Annotated in this window: 11 protein-coding genes; 7 read left to right on the forward strand and 4 right to left on the reverse strand. The window is 64.7% G+C overall.

Going from position 1 to position 17,842, the window contains the following annotated elements; genetic code table 11:
* Positions 1–28: 28 nt before the first annotated feature.
* Entirely contained in the window at positions 29–841 is an 813-nt protein-coding gene (gene trpC / locus ACWHY3_RS06540) for an indole-3-glycerol phosphate synthase TrpC (protein ID WP_087718126.1), read from the forward strand.
* Positions 842–1,023: 182 nt separating this feature from the next.
* Here the strand turns inward: trpC and ACWHY3_RS06545 are convergent, their stop codons facing one another.
* From ACWHY3_RS06545 to ACWHY3_RS06555, 3 genes are all read right to left on the reverse strand, one after another.
* Positions 1,024–2,823, reverse strand: coding sequence for a cation:proton antiporter (locus ACWHY3_RS06545; RefSeq protein ID WP_332778906.1), 1,800 nt, complete (start codon positions 2,821–2,823; stop codon positions 1,024–1,026).
* 87 nt (positions 2,824–2,910) lie between these two features.
* Positions 2,911–3,354 (reverse strand): thioredoxin TrxC, encoded by a 444-nt coding sequence (gene trxC / locus ACWHY3_RS06550; RefSeq protein WP_322527707.1) that lies wholly within the window; start codon positions 3,352–3,354, stop codon positions 2,911–2,913.
* Between the two features lie 107 nt (positions 3,355–3,461).
* The gene (locus ACWHY3_RS06555) at positions 3,462–6,752 is read right to left on the reverse strand and encodes an FAD-binding and (Fe-S)-binding domain-containing protein (RefSeq protein ID WP_448127873.1); all 3,291 of its coding nucleotides are present in this window, start codon (positions 6,750–6,752) and stop codon (positions 3,462–3,464) included.
* Positions 6,753–7,073: 321 nt separating this feature from the next.
* Here ACWHY3_RS06555 and serS point away from each other — a divergent pair, with 321 nt between their 5' ends.
* The 5 genes from serS to ACWHY3_RS06580 all read left to right on the forward strand — a co-directional run bounded on the left by serS (position 7,074) and on the right by ACWHY3_RS06580 (position 13,599).
* A complete protein-coding gene (serS, locus tag ACWHY3_RS06560; protein ID WP_448127874.1) occupies positions 7,074–8,351 on the forward strand; it encodes a serine--tRNA ligase in 1,278 nt (425 codons plus the stop codon).
* 483 nt (positions 8,352–8,834) lie between these two features.
* Positions 8,835–9,770 carry a uroporphyrinogen-III C-methyltransferase gene (gene cobA, locus ACWHY3_RS06565; protein WP_439284865.1) on the forward strand — a complete coding sequence of 312 codons (936 nt, stop codon included), beginning with the start codon at positions 8,835–8,837 and terminating at the stop codon, positions 9,768–9,770.
* A gap of 79 nt (positions 9,771–9,849) precedes the next feature.
* A complete protein-coding gene (locus tag ACWHY3_RS06570) occupies positions 9,850–10,779 on the forward strand; it encodes a 2-hydroxyacid dehydrogenase (RefSeq protein ID WP_439284839.1) in 930 nt (309 codons plus the stop codon).
* A 136-nt stretch (positions 10,780–10,915) separates the two neighbouring features.
* Positions 10,916–12,877, forward strand: coding sequence for a DUF294 nucleotidyltransferase-like domain-containing protein (locus tag ACWHY3_RS06575; protein WP_448127875.1), 1,962 nt, complete (start codon positions 10,916–10,918; stop codon positions 12,875–12,877).
* Positions 12,877–13,599, forward strand: coding sequence for a 3'-5' exonuclease (locus tag ACWHY3_RS06580; RefSeq protein WP_087717984.1), 723 nt, complete (start codon positions 12,877–12,879; stop codon positions 13,597–13,599). The genes ACWHY3_RS06575 and ACWHY3_RS06580 overlap by 1 nt, the downstream gene beginning before the upstream one ends.
* A gap of 97 nt (positions 13,600–13,696) precedes the next feature.
* On the opposite strand, the gene ACWHY3_RS06585 is transcribed toward ACWHY3_RS06580, so the two are convergent.
* On the reverse strand, positions 13,697–15,328 hold the full coding sequence (locus ACWHY3_RS06585) for a BCCT family transporter (protein ID WP_087717983.1): 1,632 nt from the start codon (positions 15,326–15,328) through the stop codon (positions 13,697–13,699).
* Positions 15,329–15,750: 422 nt separating this feature from the next.
* On the opposite strand from ACWHY3_RS06585, the gene ACWHY3_RS06590 reads away from it, so the two are divergent.
* Positions 15,751–17,553 carry an acyl-CoA dehydrogenase C-terminal domain-containing protein gene (locus ACWHY3_RS06590; protein ID WP_087717982.1) on the forward strand — a complete coding sequence of 601 codons (1,803 nt, stop codon included), beginning with the start codon at positions 15,751–15,753 and terminating at the stop codon, positions 17,551–17,553.
* Positions 17,554–17,842: the final 289 nt, after the last annotated feature.

Below are 17,842 nucleotides of genomic sequence, written 5' to 3' on the forward strand. Positions count from 1 at the left end.
CAGAACCAGCTCAACAGGAATCTCCACGATGACCGATGCCGCCGATAGTGAACTGCCTACCATTCTGGCCAAGATCCTGGCACGCAAGCGCGAGGAGATCGCCGAACGCCGCGCGGTCGCCAGCGAGCAGACCTGGCTGGAGCGGGCAACGGCGCAGGGCGCGCCGCGAGGCTTCGTCTCGGCGCTCAATGCCTGTATCGATGGCGGCGATCCTGCCGTCATCGCCGAGATCAAGAAGGCGTCGCCCTCCAAGGGTGTCATCCGTGAAGACTTCCAGCCCGCCGAGATTGCGGCCGACTACGCCGCGGCCGGTGCCAGCTGTCTTTCGGTGCTGACGGACGCCGACTACTTCCAGGGGCACGAGGATTACCTGATCGCCGCCCGGAACGCCTGCGACCTGCCAGTGATTCGCAAGGACTTCATCATCGACGGCTACCAGGTGGCGGAAGCCAGGGGTATCGGCGCGGACTGCATCCTGCTGATCGTGGCGGCGCTGAGCGACGAGCAGCTCAAGGATCTCTACCAGCAGGCGACGGCACTGGGCATGGACGTGCTGGTCGAGGTGCACGATATCTTCGAACTCGAACGGGCGCTGATGCTCGATCTGCCGCTGGTGGGAATCAACAACCGCGACCTGCGCACGTTCGAGACTTCGCTGGACACGACCTTCGAGCTGCTCAAGCGAATCCCCCAAGGCGTGACGGTCGTCACCGAGTCTGGCATTCATGGCCGGGATGATGTCGAGCGCATGCGCGAATTCGACGTCAATGCCTTTCTGGTCGGCGAGGCTTTCATGCGCGAGCAAGAACCCGGTAGCGCGCTTCGCCGAATGTTCTTTTAGCCCGGACCGCGTCACACGTCCGCGCCGGGCTAACGAACGCACGGCGGCAACGTACGAACCCCGCTTCCCGATCGTCGACTCGGGAAGCGGGGTTCGTCGTTATGTGGCCCGGTCGGAACTCATGATCCAGAGTCCCAAATCCAGAATCCGAAATTCAGAGTCCGAAATTCAGAGCCCGAAATTCAGAACTCGGGCGAATCCGGGAATATCAGGCTGATCAGCGTATCGCCCGCCTTCGGGTTGAGCGGTTTTTCGGCCGTGGCGATACGGATCCGGCCACTGGTCGAGAGCGTGAACAACGTCAGCAGGCGATCGTGATGAATACGCCGATAATCGTCGATATCGAAGTTGTCGCTGATATTGGCGTGGCGAACCACGGCGCCCTGGCCGATCAGACTCGACAGGCGGGTGAATGTCGTATTGCCGTCGAACAGCAGCGGCAGGTGCGCCAGCGCCTGTTGATGGTGACGCCGCGCATTACGGGAGGACTCCACCGCCAGCCGGAAGACCTTGCCGTGGCCGAGGACGTGCTCGAAGTGCAGCGCGGCCAGATTGTTGAGCTCGCGGTAGGGCGACAGCGGCAGCAGGTGGCCGATGCCGGTCAGCCCCAGATGCTGGGCGGCGTGCTCCGACAGCGGGTTGCCGTAGTAGGTCGGGATATTGGTCATCCGCGCTTCCTGGATGGCGTCCCAGTTGTGATCGCACAGCCGCACCGCGAAACCGGCTTCCTGAAGCGCGCTGCCGAATGCCCGCGAGACGGGGTTGGCGCCGATGATCAGGAATCCCGATGCGGTAGGAGCGTTCACCTTCAGCAGCCTCGCCAGCGGGCGCGAAAACAGGCTCTGGACGACGACGGTGCTGATGATCACCAGAAACGTGACCGGCACCAGCAGCTCGGCGCCGGGAACCTCCAGCGCCTCGAGGCGAATCGCGAACAGCGAGGCCACGGCCGCCGCGACGATTCCGCGGGGAGAGAGCCAGGCCAGCAGCGCCTTTTCCCGCCAGTTGAGCGAGCTGCCCCAGGTACACAGCCACACCGCCAGCGGCCGCGCGACCCACACCAGGATGACCAGAAACGCCCACGCTTCCCACGACAGCAGGCTCAACTGGGCCAGGCTCAGGCGCGCGGCCAGCAGGATGAATAGCCCCGAGATCAGCAGGATCGATAGCGTCTCCTTGAACTCCAGGATCGGCTGGGTCGGTACGCCGCGCATGTTCGCCATCCATACCCCCATGACGGTGACGGTCAGCAGGCCCGACTCGTGGAACAGCAGGTTCGATGCGGTGAACAGCGTCAGCATGATCATCAGAGTGCCGAAGCTGTGCAGCCGTTGGGGCAGCCAGTAGTGACGCAGCACGCTGCCCCATAGATAGCCACCGGCCGTGCCCAGGCCGAAGCCGATCACCGCGGTCTGGGCGAAGCTCAGCAGGGTATGCGCTGCCGCACCGTTGGAGAGCCCCAGGGCGACGAACTCGTAGACCAGTACCGCGCCGATGGCGCCGATCGGATCGATCAGGATGCCTTCCCAGCGCAAGATCTGGCTGACGTGTTCCCGGGCGCGCAGGGTTTGCAGCAGCGGCAATACTACTGTCGGGCCGGTCACCACCAGTAACGCCCCCAGCACGCTGGCCATCTCCCAGGAGAGGCCCAGTACCAGATGCGCGGCGGCGATGGCGATCAGCGCCGTGATCAGCGCGCCCCAGGTCACCAGCCGGCTGACCGTGCGGCCATGGCCGCGAAGCTCGCGGAAATCCAGCGTCAAGGCGCCCTCGAACAGGATCACCGCCACCGCCAGGGAGACCAGCGGGAACAGCAGGTCGCCCAGCACCGCGTCGGGATCGAGGATACCGGTCACCGGGCCGGCGGCGATGCCGGCGATCAGCAGCGGCAGAATGGCGGGCACCCGGAGCTGCCAGGCAAGCCATTGGCAGATCAGCGCCAGCAGGCCGATGCCGGTGAGGGCAAGGGCAGCGTTTTCCATGGCAGTCTCTCCAGGAGGTGGCAAAAGGCGCGCAGACTAGCGGCGGCATTGCATTGATGCAATGCCGAATCGAAGGCAAAGGAGGCTTCAGGGTGTGGCGAGTTGTCGCTGGGTCCAGTTGACGATATCCGCGGAGCCCATGGCACCGGCCTGGCGCGCGATCTCTCGCCCGCCGCGGAACAGGATCAGCGTCGGGATGCTGCGAATACCGAATCGCGAGGCGATATCCGTCGCGGCTTCGGTATCCAGCTTGCCCAGGATGACGTTCGGCGACAACGCCCTGGCGGCTTGGGCGAACCCTGGCGCCATCGCCTTGCAGGGGCCGCACCAGTCGGCCCAGAAGTCGATCAGAATCGGCAGATCGCTACGCGACACGAAACGATCGAAATTGGCCGAATCCAGCGTCAGCGGCTGGTCCCCGAACAGGGCGTTGTGGCAGCGCCCGCACTGGGGGCCGTCCCGCAGGCGCTCGTTGGCGACTCGGTTGACGGCATGACAGTGCGGACAAACGACATGCTTCGCGGCGGACATGGGTTGGCTCCTGGTTGGCGAGGGAAGCGGTCGGTCAATGGATACAGCGGCCGCGGGGGCTCGTCTTCGAACCCCGTTTCTGTTCGACGGCTCAATGGCTCAATGGCTCAATTAATAGACCCATCCGCGATCTTGATCCATTTCAACAGCGCCTGTAACGGGTGCGGCAGTATCTGATCCGACAGCCGCTTGACCTGGCTGCGACAGGAGTAACCCGTGGCGAGCAGGCGACCGGTATTGGCGTCATCTTCCACCGGTTCGCGCCACGAGAGGTCGTAGATTTTTTCCGAGGTGTCGCGGTTGCGCGCTTCGTGCCCGTAGGTGCCGGACATGCCGCAGCAGCCGGTGGCGACCAGATCCAGTTGAAGCCCGAAGTGCGCGAACAGCTGCTGCCAGCTCCTGGGGCTGCCCGGCGCGTTGGTCTTCTCGGTACAGTGGCTCATCAGGCGATAGCCGGGGTCGGTGCCGGTCGCCTCGTCGCGCCAGCCTCGCGGCAGAATCGATTGCCCCAGCGATAGCAGCCACTCCTGCAGCAGCAGTACCTCCGGCACCGCCTGCGGCCCCAGCGTCTTGACGTATTCCTGACGGTAGGTGAGCGTCATCGCCGGATCGATACCCACCAGCGGTACGCCGAAGCGGGAAAGCGCTCGGAGCCTGGCCGCCTGCCTTGCCGCCACTCGCTCGAAGCGACCGAGGAAGCCCTGCACGTGCAGCGGCTTGCCATTGGGGTGGAAGGGCGCCACGAACACCCGGATATCCAGGCGCGACAGCAGCTCGACCACATCCATCACCAGTCGCGACTCGAAGTGGCTGGTAAAGGCGTCCTGCACCAGCACCACGCTGCGGCTTTTCTGGGCCGCCGTGAGTCGCCCCAGCGTCAACGGCGTGGCTTCGGCGACGCCCCAGGCGGCGAGCGTTTTCCCGAGGCTGGCGCGGGAGAGTTTCGGACTGTCGACGATGCCGAGACCCTTCGCCAGGAAGCGGTCGACCAGGCGGTTGTCGAGCAGGGCGTTGTAGAGTGGCGTCACCGGTCGAAGATGCGGCACCACGAACTCGAGCCCGCCGATCAGATAGTCGCGCAGCGGGCGCGCGTAGCGGCTGTGGTAGCTCTCCAGAAAGCGCGAGCGGAAATCCGGCACGTCAACCTTGATCGGACACTGGCCGGCGCAGGACTTGCACGCCAGACACCCGGCCATGGCGTCATGAACCTCGTGCGAGAAGTCCGCTTCGCCGCGCCGCCGGGCGATCGACCGCCCGATCTTGCCGGGCTGGGCCAGGAGCCAGGCGCCGAGGCCGCCGCGGCGCTGGGCTCGGCTCACCTCGATCACGTCGACACCGGCGTTGCCCTGGCGGCGCAGCCATTCGCGCATCAGGCTGGCGCGGCCCTTGGGGGAGTGGATGCGTTCACGCGTCGCCTTCCAGGAAGGACACATGGCATCGGCCGGATCGTAGTTGTAGCAGGCGCCGTTGCCGTTGCAGTAGACGGCGCTGGCGTTCTCCTGCCAGACCCGCTCGTCGATCTGGCGATCCAGCTCGCCGCGCGTGGTAACGCCATCGATCGCCAGCAGCCCCGGATCGAAGCCGTCGACGATGCCGATCTCGCCTGACCTCTCTCCCGACGCTGCGGAATGCGTGGTTGTACCTTTCGCGCTGCCCGCGTCTTCGGGCGGGATGGAAAGACCCGCGGCTTCGGGCGGGATGGAAAGACCCGCGGCTTCGGGCGGGATGGAAAGACCCGCGGCTTCGGGCGGGCTAGAGAGCGGTGTCGCGACCTTGCCCGGGTTGAACTGGTTGTGCGGGTCGAAGGCGGCTTTCACCCGTTGCAGCGCGGGGTAGAGCTCGCCGAAGAAGCGCGGCGTATATTCGGAACGCACGCCCTTGCCGTGTTCACCCCACAGCAGCCCACCGTAGCGCTGGGTCAGCGCTGCCACCTCGTCGGAAATCTCGCGAATCAGGCGCGCCTGCGCCGGATCCTTCATGTCGATGGCGGGGCGGACGTGCAGCACGCCGGCGTCGACGTGGCCGAACATGCCGTATTCGAGGCCCCGAGCATCCAGCAACTGGCGAAACTCGGCGATGTAGTCGGCCAGTCGCTCGGGCGGGACGGCCGTGTCCTCGACGAACGGGATCGGACGCTTCTCGCCCTTGGCATTGCCGAGCAGGCCCACGGCGCGCTTGCGCATGGCATAGACCCGGGCGATCTGCGGGCGGCCCTCGGCCAGGGTGTAGCCGAGCCGTTGGACGCCGGCATCCGAGCCGAGATGCGCGACGAACGCCTGAACGCGCTCTGCCAGCCGCGCCGGATCGTCATCGTTGAACTCAACCAGGTTGATGCCGCGAATCGGTGTCCCGCGCTCGCCATTGTCACCAACGACGGGGAAGAATTCCGCCACGCTGTCCCAGACGAAATCCTCCATCGCCAGCTGCAGTACCCGGTCGTCGATGGTTTCGATCGATGTCGGGCTGCCTTCCGCCATCAGCGCCTTGGCATCGCGCAGCGCGTCCATGAAGCCGGTATAGCGCACGTTGACCAGGGTCGAGTGTTTGGGCAGCGGCAACACGTTGAGCGTCGCCTCGTTGAGCAGCGCCAGCGAGCCCTCGGCGCCGCACAAGACGCTGTTGAGATCGAAGCGGCCTTCGTCGTCGGTCAGATGTGCCAGATCGTAGCCGGTCAGACAGCGGTTGAGCGGCGGAAACGTCGCCGCGATGCGCTCCCGCTCGGTAGTCACGATGTCGCTCACCGCGCGGTAGATCTCACCGACCCGGTCGTTGCGCTGGCAGGCGGCCGCCAGTGCTGTCTCGGTCAGCGGCCGACTCTCGAGCCGTTCGCCGCCGGGCAGCACGACATCGATCTCGAGCACGTGGTTGCGCGTCTTGCCGTATTCGCAACTGCCCTGGCCGCTGGCATCGGTGGAAATCATGCCGCCAATCGTGGCGCGGTTGGAGGTGGAAAGCTCCGGGGCGAAGAACAGTCCATGGGGCTTGAGCGCGGCGTTGAGCTGATCCTTGACCACGCCGGCCTGAACCCGCACCCGGCGGTTCTCGACGTCGATCTCGAGGATCCGGTTCATGTAACGGGAGACATCCACTACCAGCCCGTCGGTCAGCGACTGGCCGTTGGTGCCGGTGCCGCCGCCGCGCGGGGCGAGCACGATGTCGCGGTGCGCCTCGCGTCCGAGCAGGCGGGCGATCAGTTCGAGATCGGCAGCATCGCGCGGATAGAGCACCGCCATCGGCAGGCGCTGGTAAATGGAGTTGTCCGTCGTCAGCACGGTACGGTTGGCGGCATCGTCGCCGATGTCTCCCCGGAAACCCGCATCGGCCAGCTCGGCGAGGAACCGGCGATAGCGCTCGGGCAGGGTGAGATCGGCACTGGCCGGATCTAGGCGTGTAATCATCGTCATGCATCAAGCCATCACGTCGGGCCGGTCGGGCGGCCGTCGCCGGACGGATTCCATCCGGCAGGTTATCGGTTCTTGGCGCCGGAGCGCTCGAGGGCGGATAGTTTAGCGCGCCAAACAGCGCTGTGACACGAATCCCCGGTGGTGCATGGTGCCGGGGTGGGGTTTTCCTTACAATGAGCGCTCTTCGCTGGCCTTTGCTGGTCTTCGCTGACCATAGAATAATCGGCCGGGGCGTCGTGACTCTCATTGGGTTGCGCCGCGTTTTTGGTCGTATCCAGATCAAGATTCTCTGCTTTCAACTAACGGAACTCAGTCATGCTCGATCCGAAGCTGTTGCGTAGCGATCCGCAGTTCGTCGCCCAACGCCTGGCCCTGCGGGGCTTCACTCTCGATACCGAACAGCTCGAGTCGCTCGAGTCCCGGCGTCGCGAGCTGCAGACGCGGACCGAGCAGTTGCAGAACGAGCGTAACGTGCGTTCCAAATCGATTGGCAAGGCGAAGGCCGCCGGGGAAGACATCCAGCCGCTGCTCGCCGAAGTGGGTCAGCTTGGCGATGATCTCGACCGTGCCAAGCGCGAGCTGGGCGAAGTGCAACAGGCCTGGGACGATCTGGTGGCCGGGCTGCCCAACCTGCCTCATGAAGACGTTCCCGAGGGAGCCGACGAGGGCGACAATGTCGAGCTGCATCGCTGGGGAACGCCACGCGAATTCGACTTCGAGGTTCGCGACCATGTCGACCTGGGGGCCCGGTTCGGCTATCTCGATTTCGAGATGGCAACCAAGCTGACCGGCTCGCGTTTCGCCGTGATGCGCGGGCCGATCGCCCGCCTGCACCGGGCGCTGATCCAGTTCATGCTCGACAAGCAGACCCAGGATCACGGCTACGAAGAGTGCTACGTGCCCTACATGGTCAATGCCGAGACGTTGACGGGCACCGGCCAGTTGCCCAAGTTCGGCGAGGATCTTTTCAAGCTCGCCGACAGCGACTACTACCTGATCCCGACCGCCGAAGTCCCGCTGACCAATTTCGTGCGCGACGAGATTCTCGATCACGCCTCGTTGCCATTGAAGTTGACCGCCCATACCCCGTGCTTCCGCAGCGAGGCCGGCGCCTACGGTCGCGACACCCGCGGAATGATTCGCCAGCACCAGTTCGACAAGGTCGAGATGGTGCAGGTGGTCGACCCGGCGACCAGCTACGAGGCGCTGGAGGCGATGCGCAGCCACGCCGAGGCGATTCTGCAGGCACTGGAGCTGCCGTATCGCGTGGTGACGCTGTGCACCGGCGACATGGGCGCCAGTGCCACCAAGACCTACGATCTCGAGGTCTGGTTGCCGAGCCAGGCGACGTATCGCGAGATATCCTCCGTTTCCAACTGCGAGGACTTCCAGGCACGGCGAATGCAGGCGCGCTTCCGCAGCCCGGATCAGAAGAAGCCGCAGTTGGTGCATACGCTGAATGGCTCGGGCCTGGCGGTGGGGCGCTGTCTGCTGGCGGTGCTGGAAAACTATCAGAACGCCGACGGCAGCATCGACGTGCCCGCGGCGCTGGCGCCGTATATGGGCGGGGTCACTCGCTTCAACGCCGACTGATCCCGTTGTCGACGATCCCTCATAGCCAAATGGCATGAGGGATCGTTTGGTTATAACTCTACAAAAAAGCGTTACTTCGTCGTGCGCAGGGGAAGCCGTACACTCAATCCATCAGGGTGGCGTTGCAGGCTATGCTTCAGTCCTATGCCTCAGTCGCGCGTTCCTCGACCGAATACGCTTCAGCCCGGCGCGCCACGTTCTTCTTTCCGACCAGCGGCCCGACTCGTGACCGACTCGCTCACTCTCCAATATGACCCTGCCTGTCTCGATGTGCATCTCATCGGTGGCGGCAGCGAAGCGCTGATACTGGCGCAGCGTATCGCCGGGCTGGTGCCGGCGGTGACCGTGCATGCCACTTCGGCGATGCCGGCCCTGGCACGCCTGTGCCAGGCGCAAGAATGGAAGATGGACGACGCGGAGCCGGTGCCCGGTATCGGTCAGCTATGGCTGGTCGCCACGGGTGACGGCGAGCGCGATCGCCGAATGGCGACGCTGGCGCGGCAGGCAGGCGTGGCCGTTTTCGTGCCGTCGCATCCGGCGCTATGCAGCGTCCGGCTGCCGCCGAGAGTGACCGTTCAAGACGCGGCGGCACCCGCCGGCACGCACTGGCAGCGGGGGCATGTCTCGTTGGTCGGCGCCGGGCCGGGCGATCCGGAACTGCTGACGCTGAAGGCGCTCAAGCAACTGCAGCGCGCGGACGTGGTGATTCACGACCGGTTGGTCAGTCAGGAGATCCTGGCGCTGGCCAGGCCGGAGGCGAAGCGTTTCTACGTCGGCAAGGCGCGCTCCCGGCACAGCGTGCCGCAGGAGGGGATCAATCAGGCGCTGGTCGATTGGGCGAAAGCAGGCAACCGGGTGGTTCGCTTGAAGGGGGGCGATCCGTTCATCTTCGGTCGCGGTGGCGAAGAGCTCGAGACGCTGGTCGAAGCCGGCGTCGATTTCGACGTGGTGCCGGGGATCACCGCGGCGTCCGGTTGCGCGGCCTACGCCGGGATACCGTTGACCCATCGCGATCACGCCCAGTCGGTGCGCTTCGTCACTGGTCATCTCAAGAACGGCAGCTGCGACCTCGACTGGCCGGCACTGGCCCGCGGCGGCCAGACCCTGGTCTTCTACATGGGGCTGGGAGCGCTGGATCTGATTCGCGAGCGGCTGGTGGCGCATGGGCTCGATGCCGCCACGCCGATGGCGCTGGTCGAGCAGGGCACGACGGCCAATCAGCGTGTGCATCTGGGAACGCTCGGGCATTTGCCCCCGAGCCTCGACCGGTATCAGCCAAGACCGCCGACATTGATCATCGTCGGCAGCGTGGTCGAGCTGGCGGCTCGCCTCGACTGGTTCCAGCCGAGCGACAGCGGCAGTCTCGGCTGGGTCGAAGGGAAGCATCCCACGCCGTTGTCGAAGGCCGATAGCGCCTGACGAGCGCTGGTCCCGCCATTTACTCCGAACCCGTTACCCGGCATGGTATTTTTCTCCGATTCACGATGAGAGGGCACCCGTGCGCGTACTATTTGCAGCCGAGGAGGATGCCTGGGGCGGTATTCTCGCCAAGTTCCGGCAGGCCCTGCCCGATGTCGAGTTCGTGGCGGCCGGTGGATACGAGTTGAAGACCCTGGCGGGTTTCGATGCGCTGATTCCGACCATGAGCCGCGTGGATGCGCCGCTGCTGGCGACGGCCGATCGTCTCAAACTCATACAGCAGATCGGTGCCGGACTGGAGGGCGTCGACCGGCAGGCGGCCGAGGCGCGGGGCATCGAGGTCGCCAATGTGCCGACGGATATCTCGGGCAACGCCGATTCCGTGGCGGAGCTGGGCATCTGGATGATGCTGGGGCTGGCCCGGCAGGCGAAGCGAATTCCCGAGTTTCTGGCCGACCGCCAGTTGGGCGGACCGATCGGGATGGGACTCAAGGGCAAGACAGCGGGAATCGTGGGGCTGGGCGGTCTGGGCCGGGCGCTGGCCAGGCGGCTGCACGCTTTCGACATGACCCTGCTGGGCATCAAGCGCCACGCCGACCCCGCGGTCGCCGAACGCCACGGGCTTGCCTGGTTGGGCACGCTGGAAGAGCTGCCCACGCTGCTGGCGCGGGCGGATTTCGTCGTCTTGACGCTGCCGGATACCCCGCAAACCCATCACCTGATCGATGCGGCCTCCCTGACGACCTTTAAGCCGGGCAGCTTTCTGATCAATCTGGGGCGCGGCGGGCTGGTTGAGCGCGACGCGCTGTTGCAGGCGCTGCGCTCGGGCCGGCTGGGTGGCGCCGGGCTCGACGTGTTCTGGGAAGAGCCGCCCGATCCCGCGGATCCGATATTCGCCCAGAACGTGATCGCGACGCCGCATGTCGGAGGCATGACCGACGTCTCGACCCAGGGAATCTTCGAAATCGCCAGCGATCGGCTGCGCGCACTCGCGCGCGAGGGTGACTGACCCGGCGCTTCGTGCTCTTCAGGCCGATGGCGACAACGGCGGTTTTTACCGGCGGATCAAACGGATAGCAGACAAGCCGTCGTTGACGCCATCTCCCGGCCCTTCGACAATAAGCCTTCGCGACGGGGAGGGGCGCATGAACGTTGAGCAGTTGGATATCCGCAGCCATATGGCGCAGTTCGCGCCGTTCGACAATCTTCCCGATGCGTTGCTCGATCGCATTGCCGGCGAGGTCGAGATTCGCTACTTCCAGGCCGGCAGCGAGCTGCTGGTCAAGGATCAGCCGATCGACTCCCTGTGGTACATCCGCAGCGGCGCGGTCGAGATGTATCAGCGCAGTGGCCGGTTGTTCAATCGCCTGAGCGAGGGCGATATCTTCGGTTACGCGGACCTGCTGCGCAGCAATCGCCGGGTGCGCTATCCGGTCAGCGCGATCGAGGACACGCTGATCTATTTCATCCCCGGCGATGTGTTCGAAGCGGTCTGCGAGGAAGACGACGACTTCTCCGAATTCGTGGAGACCGGCGGCCAGCGACTCAAGGTGACGGTCGAACAGCAGCGCGACGACAGCGGCCTGATGACCACGCGAGTGCGCAAGCTGATCACGCGCCAGCCGGAAATGGTCGAGGCCAGCACTTCGCTGCAGCAGGCTGCGCAGCAGATGCGCGACGCCAACGCGACCTGCGTGCTGGTGGTGGATGTCACCGAGACGCAGTCCGCCTATACGTTCACCGGGCGTGACGGCCGATACTGGCAGCTCAACGGCATTCTCACCGATCGCGATTTCTGCACCCGCGTGCTGGCGGAGGGCAAGTCGCCCGACACGGCGGTGGGCGAGGTGATGTCGCGGAAGTTGATCGTGACCCAGTCCGATGAATCGGTCTACGAAGCGATGCTGAGCATGCTGCGCAACCAGGTTCACCATCTGCCGGTGCTGCATCGTCGCCAGCCGGTCGGCGTGCTGCACCTCTCCGATATCGTGCGCCACGAGACCCACAGCAGCCTGTTTCTGGTCAACAACATCTTCGTTCAGAACACGCCGGAACAGCTCGCCAGACTGTCCCCCGAGGCTCGCACGGGGTTCGTGCGCATGGTCGCCGACGGTGCCAATTCGGAGATGGTCTGCCGGGCGCTGGCAACGATCGGCCGGGCGTTCACACAGCGTCTGCTCGAGCTGGCGGAAGCCGAACTGGGGCCGGCGCCGGTTCCCTACTGCTTCATGGTGCTGGGCTCGATGGCGCGGGAAGAGCCGACCATCAACGCCGATCAGGACAACGCGCTGGTGCTCGACGACAGCTACGATCCGGCACAGCACGAAGCCTATTTCGAAGCCCTGGCCAAGTTCGTCTGTGATGGCCTTGCCGCCTGCGGTTACGCCTATTGCAAGGGCGACGTGATGGCGACCAACCCGCGCTGGCGGCAGCCGCTGGCGGTCTGGAAGCGCTATTTCACCGAGTGGATGGACGAACCCAACGGCGAACGGCTGCTGCACAGCTCCATCTTCTTCGATCTGGCCCCGGTGCATGGCGAGGCGCCCATGGTCGAGTCGCTGCAGGATCTGATCGCCGAACTGGCGCCGCAGCGCCCTGTCTTTCTCGCGGCGCTGGCGCGCAACGCCAAGAACCGGACGCCGCCGCTGGGCTTCTTCCGCAAGTTCGTCATGGAGCAGGATGGCGAGCACCGCAAGTCGATCAATCTCAAGCGCCGTGGCACCGCGCCGTTGACGGATCTGGTGCGCGTCCATGCGCTGGCCTGCGGCTCGAAAGCCCAGAACAGCTTCGCCCGTCTCGACGATATCGCCCAGACGAAGCTGTTGGCGGACGGCGTCACCGAGCGCCTTCGCTACGCCTTCGAATTCATGTCGATGGTGCGCATTCGCCATCAGGCCGACGCGATCGAGCAGGGCGCCGAGCCCGACAACAGCATCGATCCCGAAAACATCGACAGCCGTGAGCGTCACCATCTCAAGGATGCCTTCGAAGCGATCAGCAACGCCCAGAAGTTTCTCTCCTTTCGCTACACCATGCCGTCCAGGCAGGGGGCGTCGAAGGGTGCTGCCCAGCCGGGCGGCAATGCCTCGTCCCGGAGTCGTCGCTGATGCCGCGCCTGAGCTCGAAAGGAAGCACTCGGCCGAACTGGCCCGACTACATGGCAGCCCGCGCGCAACAGACCCAGGTGCCGCGGCTGGCCAGCTTCTTCGCGCAGGGTACGCTGGACCCCGACATGCCGATCGGCGAGGCGCCGCTGGTGGCCATGGATTTCGAGACCACCGGCCTGGACGGCAACCGCCACGACATCGTCAGCGTCGGCGTGATGCCGTTCACCCTGTCGCGAATCCGCCCCGCGGACGGCCGCTACTGGGTGCTGTCGCCCCGGCGCCAGTTGAGCGATGAATCGGTCGCCTTTCATCACATCACCCATGCAGAAGTGGCGGATGCTCCTGATTTTGCATCGATCATCGACGAGCTGCTGACGGTGCTCGCCGGTCGGCTGGCCGTGGTGCACTATCGTCAGTTGGAGCGGACTTTCCTGGATGCCGCGATTCGCGAGCGTCTGGGCGATGGTCTGCTGATGCCGATGATCGACACCATGTCACTGGAAGCGCGGATCCATCGCCAGCCCTGGTGGGCCAGGCTGCGGCGCTGGGCGGGGCGGCCCATGGCCTCGATTCGCCTCCACGAGAGTCGCCAGCGCTACCATCTTCCCGCTTATACCGGCCATCACGCCCTGGTCGACTCACTGGCTACGGCAGAACTGCTGCAGGCCCAGATTCTCTATCACTACGATTGGAACACGCCGGTCAGCGCGCTGTGGCGGTAAGCCGGCACGAGCCGGGAAGGGAATATCGAGGACTTCAACGAAAAGCGGGCGGCTCCATGAGCCGCCCGCTTTTTTGGATCCACCGTCTACGATGCCATCAGCCGCGGGGTTCGGAACGCAGCCCCTGGATGATCGCATAGCACGCGGCCAGCAGGACGATGGTGAACGGCAGGCCAGTAGCGATCACTGCGGCCTGCAGTGCCGTCAATCCACCGCCCAGCAGTAGCGCGATGGCAATGGCACCTTCGATCAAGGCCCAGAACACGCGCTGCGGCTTCGGTGCGTCGACCTTACCGCCAGCGGTGATCGAGTCGATGACCAGCGAGCCGGAGTCGGAAGAGGTGATGAAGAACACCATGACCAGAATGATGCCAACGAACGAGGTGATCGTCGTCAGCGGCAACTGGCCCAGCATGGTGAACAGCTGCAGCTCCAGCGCGGCATTCTTGACGCCTTCGAAGCCTTGGTTGGCAAGCTGGTCGATCGCAGTGTCACCGAAGGCCGTCATCCACAGAACGGAAACGACGGTGGGCACCAGCAGCACGGCGATCAGGAACTCGCGCACCGTACGACCCCGGCTGACGCGGGCGATGAACATGCCCACGAACGGTGACCAGGAGATCCACCAGGCCCAGTAGAAGGCGGTCCAGCCATGGACGAAGTTGGTATCGTCACGACCGAACGGGTTGGAGAGCGCCGGCAGGTTCGCGAGGTAGGAGCCCATGTTCTCGATGAAGCCGGTAGCGATCAGCAGCGTCGGGCCGACGATGATCACGAACAGCAGCAGCAGGAAGGCCAGGCCCATGTTGATCTGCGACAGACGCTGAACGCCCTTGTCGACACCCAGCATGACCGACATCAGCGCAACCAGCGTGATACCGATGATCAGCAGCACCATGGTCACGTCGGTATTGGGAATACCGAACAGGTAGTTGAGGCCGGCAGAGGCCTGGGAAGCACCGAGACCCAGAGAGGTCGCCAGGCCGAACAGCGTGGCGAACACGGCCAGGATATCGATGACGTGGCCCGGCCAGCCCCAGATCCGCTCACCCAGAATCGGGTAGAAGATCGAGCGCATGGTCAGCGGCAGGCCCTTGTTGAAGGAAAAGAGTGCCAGCGACAGCGCGACGACCGCGTAGATACCCCACGGGTGCAGACCCCAGTGGAAGATGGTGGCAGCCATGGCCAGGGATTGCGCGGCGGCCTGGTCGCCTTCGGCACCCCCCAGCGGCGCCCAGGAATCACCGGAAATGGACGTGCCGAAGTGCGTGATCGGTTCGGAGACGCCGTAGAACATCAGCCCGATACCCATGCCCGCTGCGAACAGCATGGCAAACCAGCCGGCGTAGCTGAAATCCGGTTTGGCATGCAGGCCACCGATTCTCACCTTGCCCAGCGGCGTGAAGATCAGCACGACGGAAACCAGCACGAAAATATTGGCGGCGAACAAGAACAGCCAGCTCAGGTTGTCGGTCAGAAAGCCTTTCGCTCCGTTGAACAGCGGACCCATCTGGTCCGGCAGCGCCAACGTGATGATGACGAAAAACAGAATCAGCAGCGACGAGATCGAGAAGACCTTGCCATGCAGATCGACATTGAAACCAAACTTGTTGGTCTGGATATTGTCCTGGCCAATCACATAATCGGTATCGATGAGATTGGCGGGACCCTCGGGTGCCGGTATGCCTTCCTGCGGCGCATCCGGCTGATTGTCGGCGTCTTGAGCCACTAGCCGTCTCCATTCTTTGATGAGTCTATTCCAAGTCGCAATCGCACGGCGAATGGCGACGATTCCCTTGCGCTCCCTTGCGTCGTTCGGGCGTCGTGCCAGAGAGCGCTCGGCCTGTGGGGGAGAGCACTCAGTCTGGCGTATCCGCGGGAACACGCAAGTTGCCAATTATCCTGAATCAAGTCGGTCGTTCCAACCGTCCCGAAGGAATCTTCGCGCTTACTGCCGCTGATACGGTGAAAAACGTCGCCAATGGTAGCGTTCGGCACGGGAGGGAAACCGGATGCGGTGAGAGAAGCCGGTGAGCGCAGGCACTTTTCAGGCAAAGCCTAGACCAAGGTCAGAGTGAAGGCCGCCGCTCTTCTCACCTATAGTCATGGCCATATTGAAACGAATGTTTGAAGCCCGCCGGGAGAGTTCCAATGGCCGATTATCGTGCACCGCTCGAAGATATGCGCTTCGTTCGTGACGAAGTGTTCCATGCCGATCAGGAATGGCAGGCGATGCCGCCCACCGCCGAACTCAACGCCGAGCTCGCCGATGCCATTCTCGAAGAGGCCGGGCGTCTCGTCGAGGCCGAACTGTTTCCGCTCAACCAGCGCGGAGACGCCGAAGGCTGCCACTTCGAAGGCGGCGAGGTACGGACGCCGGCCGGGTTCAGGGAGGCGTTTCTCGAGTTGGCCCGAGGCGGCTGGTGCGGGCTGGGAGGCAATCCCGACCATGGCGGGCAGGGGCTGCCGAAGCTGTTGACGCAGGCCTTCGACGAAATGCTCTATGCCAGCAACGCGAGCTTCGCCCTCTATATGACGCTCAACAACGGTGCCGGGCTGCTGCTCGATGCCTACGCCGACGAGGCCACCAAGGCGCTCTATCTGCCGCGGCTCTACGCCGGCGAGTGGCTGGGCACCATGTGCCTGACCGAGCCGCACTGTGGCACCGACCTGGGGCTGATCAAGACCCGCGCCGTGCCCGATGGCAGCGGCGGCTACGCCATCACCGGCAGCAAGATCTGGATCACCGGCGGCGAGCACGATCTGACCGAGAACATCGCCCATCTGGTGCTGGCCAAACTGCCGGAGGCGCCCGCAGGCGCCAAGGGCATCTCGCTGTTTCTGGTGCCCAAGCGACAGGTGCTGGAGGACGGCTCGCTCGGCGAGCCCAACGGGGTGGTTTGTGGCGGCCTCGAACACAAGATGGGCATCAAGGGCAGCGCCACCTGTGTCATGCACTTCGAAGCGGCCAGCGGCATTCTGATCGGCGAGCCGCACCAGGGGCTGGCGACGATGTTCACCATGATGAACTATGAGCGGCTTTCGATCGGCCTCCAGGGGCTGGGATTGGGCGAGGTGGCCTATCAGGGCGCGATGGCGTTCGCCCGCGAGCGGCGCCAGAGCCGGGCGCCCGGCAGCGCTGCCGAACCGGATCAGGCGGCCGATCCGATTCTCGTCCATCCCGACGTGCGCCGCATGGCGCTCGACGCCCGCGCCTGGAACGAAGGGGGGCGACTGTTCGCGGCGTTCGTGGCAAGCGAGCTCGACCGTGCCAAGTACCATCCCGATGACGAGGTGCGTGAAGCATCGGCGGATCTGGTCGCGTTATTGACCCCGGTAGCCAAGGCGTTCCTGACCGATCGCGGCTTCGCGGCCACGGTGGAGGCGCAGCAGCTCTATGGCGGCAATGGCTACTGCGTCGAATGGGGCGCGGAACAGTACGTGCGCGATGCCCGGATCGCGATGATCTACGAAGGCACCAACGGCATCCAGGCGATGGATCTGGTCGGGCGCAAGTTGACGCGCAATCAAGGGGCATACGTGAAGCGTCTCGCCGAGCGGGTGCGGGAAGATCTCGGAGGCGGCGAGGATATCGAGGCGTCGCCGCTACGACCGTTCCGGGAGGCGGCGGTGCGTGAACTGGAAAGGCTCGAGCGGGTCAGCGCCGCGCTGATCGAGGCCGCCGGGAAGGATCCGGCTGCCGCGGGCGCGGCGGCCCACGATTATCTGCATCTGCTGGGCCATGCCCTCTATGCCTGGATGTGGTTCAAGGCCGCCCACGCGGCGCATCGCGGTCTGTCCGGAAACGGCCCGGCCGGGAAAGACTTCTATCAGGCGAAGCTGATCGTGGGGCGGCACTTCCTGGAGCGCCAGTTGCCGCGGAACGAGTCGCTGGAGCGCCAGATCGCTGCCGGCCCGGAAGGGCTGATGGCACTGGATCGGCATCTGTTCTAGTTCTGTCTCTGCCGGCTGTTCCGGCCCCGTCGACCCCGGCCTCGTCGCTCCCGGCCCCGTCGATTCCGGCCCATCGACCCTGGCATGCGGCGCGCATCGAGCGCCGCCGCTTCGTGTCTCATCGCCGTATCGGTTCGAGGACTTTTCGAGCCGACCTCGGCGGCCTGCCAATGTCCCCATGCACTCTCATGAAGCGCCAATCGTAATGGCGCTATCTTTTTGCTCGAAAAGGGTGCAATGACTGTGCAGCTTCGGCAGTGAATGCACCATTAACGACAATTTTGCGGTG

Source organism: Salinicola sp. NYA28a (genome assembly GCF_976982775.1).